Raw genomic sequence first — 3,048 nt, 5'->3', positions numbered from 1 at the left:
GGTATAGGGAATGCCGAGCAGCTCGAGCGCGCCCTGCACCGTGCCGTCCTCGCCATGCCGGCCATGCAGCGCGATGAAGCAGCGCGCGAAGCCCTCGCGCCGCAGCTCGACGAGGTCGCGCTCGGCGGGATCGAAGGCATGCGCATCGACGCCGCGCGAGCGCAGCGCCTCGAGCACGCCGTTGCCGGACAGGAGCGAGATTTCGCGCTCGGCAGAGCTTCCGCCGAACAGCACGGCCACCTTGCCGAATTGCTTGGGATCCTGAAGGCTCATGATGCCTCCCCCTTKCGCCTGGTGCGCGTTGTTTGTTGCGGCAGCGATGCCGCGGCTGCAATTTCAACCACCTTGCCCGGCACGGCGCCGATGGAGCCCGCGCCCATGCAAAGCACCACGTCGCCGGCGCGCGCGTTGTCCAGGATGGCCTGCGGCATGGCGCCGATGTCGTCGACGAACACCGGCTCCACCTTGCCGGCCACGCGCAGGGCGCGCGCCAGCGTGCGGCCGTCCGCCGCCACGATGGGCGGCTCGCCCGCGGCATAGACCTCGCCCAGCAGCACCGCGTCGGCATTGCCGATGACCTTGACGAAGTCCTCGAAGCAGTCGCGCGTGCGGGTGTAGCGGTGCGGCTGGAAGGCCAGCACCAGCCGTCGCCCCGGGAACGCGCCGCGCGCGGCGGCAATGGTTGCGGCCATCTCCACCGGGTGGTGGCCGTAGTCGTCGATCACGGTGAAGCTGCCGGCCGGCTCGCCCTGCGCGGCCACCTCGCCATAGCTCTGGAAGCGGCGGCCCACGCCCTTGAAGCCGGCCAGGCCGCGCTGCACCGCTTCGTCGGGAATGCCGAGCTCCACCGCCACCGCGATCACCGAGAGCGCATTGCGCACGTTGTGCTCGCCCGGCAGGTTCAGCACGATCGGCAGGTCGGGCAGCGTGACGCCGTTGCGCCGCTGCGCGGTGAAGTGCATCTGGCCGCCCACTGCGCGCACGTCGATCGCGCGCACCTGGGCCTCTTCGCCAAAGCCGTAGCTCGTCACCGGGCAGGTGACTTCGGCCACGATGTCGCGCACCGCCGGATCGTCGGTGCACAGGATGGCCACGCCATAGAACGGCATGCGGTGCAGGAAGTCGACGAAAGCCTTCTTGAGCTTCGCGAAGTCGTGCCCGTAGGTTTCCATGTGGTCGGCGTCGATGTTCGTGACCACCGCCATGACGGGCAGCAGGTTCAGGAACGAGGCGTCCGACTCGTCGGCCTCCACCACGATGTAGTCGCCGCTGCCGAGCTGCGCATTGGCGCCGGCGCTGTTCAGGCGCCCGCCGATCACGAAGGTCGGGTCGAGCCCGGCCGCATCGAGCACGCTTGCCACCAGGCTGGTGGTGGTGGTCTTGCCGTGCGTGCCCGCAATCGCGATGCCCTGCTTGAGGCGCATCAGCTCGGCCAGCATCAGCGCGCGCGGCACCACCGGAATGCGCTTCTCGCGCGCGGCCAGCACCTCGGGGTTGTCCGACTGCACCGCGGTGGAAGTGACCACCGCATCCGCGCCGTCGATGTGCGCGGCGGCGTGGCCCACGAAGGTGCCGATGCCCAGGCCGGTAAGCCGGCGCAAGGTGGCGCTGTCGGCCAGGTCGGAGCCGGTGATGCGGTAGCCCAGGTTGAACAGCACTTCGGCGATGCCGCTCATGCCCGAGCCGCCGATGCCCACGAAATGGATGTGACGAATCGCGTGCTTCATCTGGCAAGCTCCTCGCAGGCGCGGACGACCGCTTCCACTGCTTCGGTCTTCTGCATGGTCTTGGCCTTGGCGGCCTTGTCGATCAGCGCGGTGCGCTCGGTTTTCTGTAGCAAATCAGCCAGCAATTCAGGAGTGAGGTCGGCCTGCTGCACCAGCCAGCCGCCGCCCGCGTCGACGAGGAAGCGCGCGTTGGTGGTCTGGTGGTCGTCGACCGCCGAGGGAAAAGGCACGAACAGCGCTGCTGCGCCGACGGCCGCGATTTCTGTGACGGTGCTGGCCCCGGCGCGCGCGACGATGATGTCGGCGTCGGCGTAGGCCTGCGCAGTGTCTTCGATGAAGGGCGTGAGTTCGCCCTCGACGCCGGCTGCCGCATAGTTGGCGCGCAGTTCGTCGATCTGTTTGGCGCCGCTCTGGTGCAGCACCTGCGGGCGCGTGGCCGGCGCGATGCGCGCCAGCGCCTGCGGCACCACGGCGTTGAGTGCCTTGGCGCCCAGGCTGCCGCCGACCACCAGCAGACGCAGCGGACCGCTGCGGCCGGCGAAGCGCACGGCCGGCTCGGGCTGCGAGGTGAACGCCGCGCGCAGCGGGTTGCCCACCCACTGCGCCTTCTTCAGCACATTGGGGAAAGCCGTGAACACGCGGTCGGCCACGCCCGCGAGCACCTTGTTGGCAAGGCCGGCCACCGAGTTCTGCTCGTGCAGCACCAGCGGCTTGTTGAGCAGCACGCTCATCATTCCGCCCGGAAAGGTGATGTAGCCGCCCAGGCCCACGACGACGTTGGGCTGCACGCGGCGCACCACGCCGATGCTCTGCCAGAACGCGCGCAGGAGCCGCAGCGGCAGCAGGAACAGCGTGAGCGGCCCCTTGCCGCGCACGCCGCCGAACTGCACCGGCTCGAAGGCGAAGCCGCGCGGGGGCACGAGCTTTTCTTCCATGCTGCCGGGCGCGCCCAGCCAGTGCACGCGCCAGCCGCGCTCGCGCAGCGCCTCGGCCACCGCGAGCCCCGGGAAGATGTGGCCGCCGGTGCCGCCGGCCATGACGAGTGCGGTGCGCCCGGTCATATGCGGCCTCCCCGCATCAACACACGATTCTCGTAGTCGATGCGCAGCACCACCGCGAGCGCCACCAGGTTCATCAGGATGGCCGAGCCGCCGAAGCTCATCAGCGGCAAGGTGAGCCCCTTGGTCGGCAGCGCGCCGAGGTTCACGCCCATGTTGATGAAGGCCTGGAAGCCGATCCACACGCCCACGCCCTGCGCCACGAGGCCCGAGAACACGCGGTCCAGCGCAATCGCCTGGCGGCCGATGTGCATGATGCGGCG

3 protein-coding genes and 1 pseudogene are annotated in these 3,048 nt (G+C 69.7%); all 4 read right to left on the bottom strand.

What is annotated here, in order from left to right; translation table 11 throughout:
* Window positions 1-273 (bottom strand): annotated as a pseudogene (locus AC1DOC_RS26560) (D-alanine--D-alanine ligase); the annotation flags it as partial.
* Complete coding sequence (gene murC / locus AC1DOC_RS26555; RefSeq protein WP_436042558.1) at window positions 270-1,727, bottom strand: UDP-N-acetylmuramate--L-alanine ligase; 1,458 nt, start codon at window positions 1,725-1,727, stop codon at window positions 270-272. The gene murC and the pseudogene AC1DOC_RS26560, both read right to left, overlap by 4 nt.
* The gene (gene murG / locus AC1DOC_RS26550) at window positions 1,724-2,788 is read right to left on the bottom strand and encodes an undecaprenyldiphospho-muramoylpentapeptide beta-N-acetylglucosaminyltransferase (protein WP_012746069.1); all 1,065 of its coding nucleotides are present in this window, start codon (window positions 2,786-2,788) and stop codon (window positions 1,724-1,726) included. Before murG ends, murC begins: the two co-directional genes overlap by 4 nt.
* Window positions 2,785-3,048 (bottom strand): FtsW/RodA/SpoVE family cell cycle protein (locus tag AC1DOC_RS26545; protein WP_478130820.1); only part of this gene is annotated, 264 nt, incomplete at its 5' end. The genes murG and AC1DOC_RS26545, both read right to left, overlap by 4 nt.

This window comes from Variovorax sp. 01T439_2, from assembly GCF_056398445.1.
This window is presented reverse-complemented; position numbering and strand designations above follow the sequence as displayed.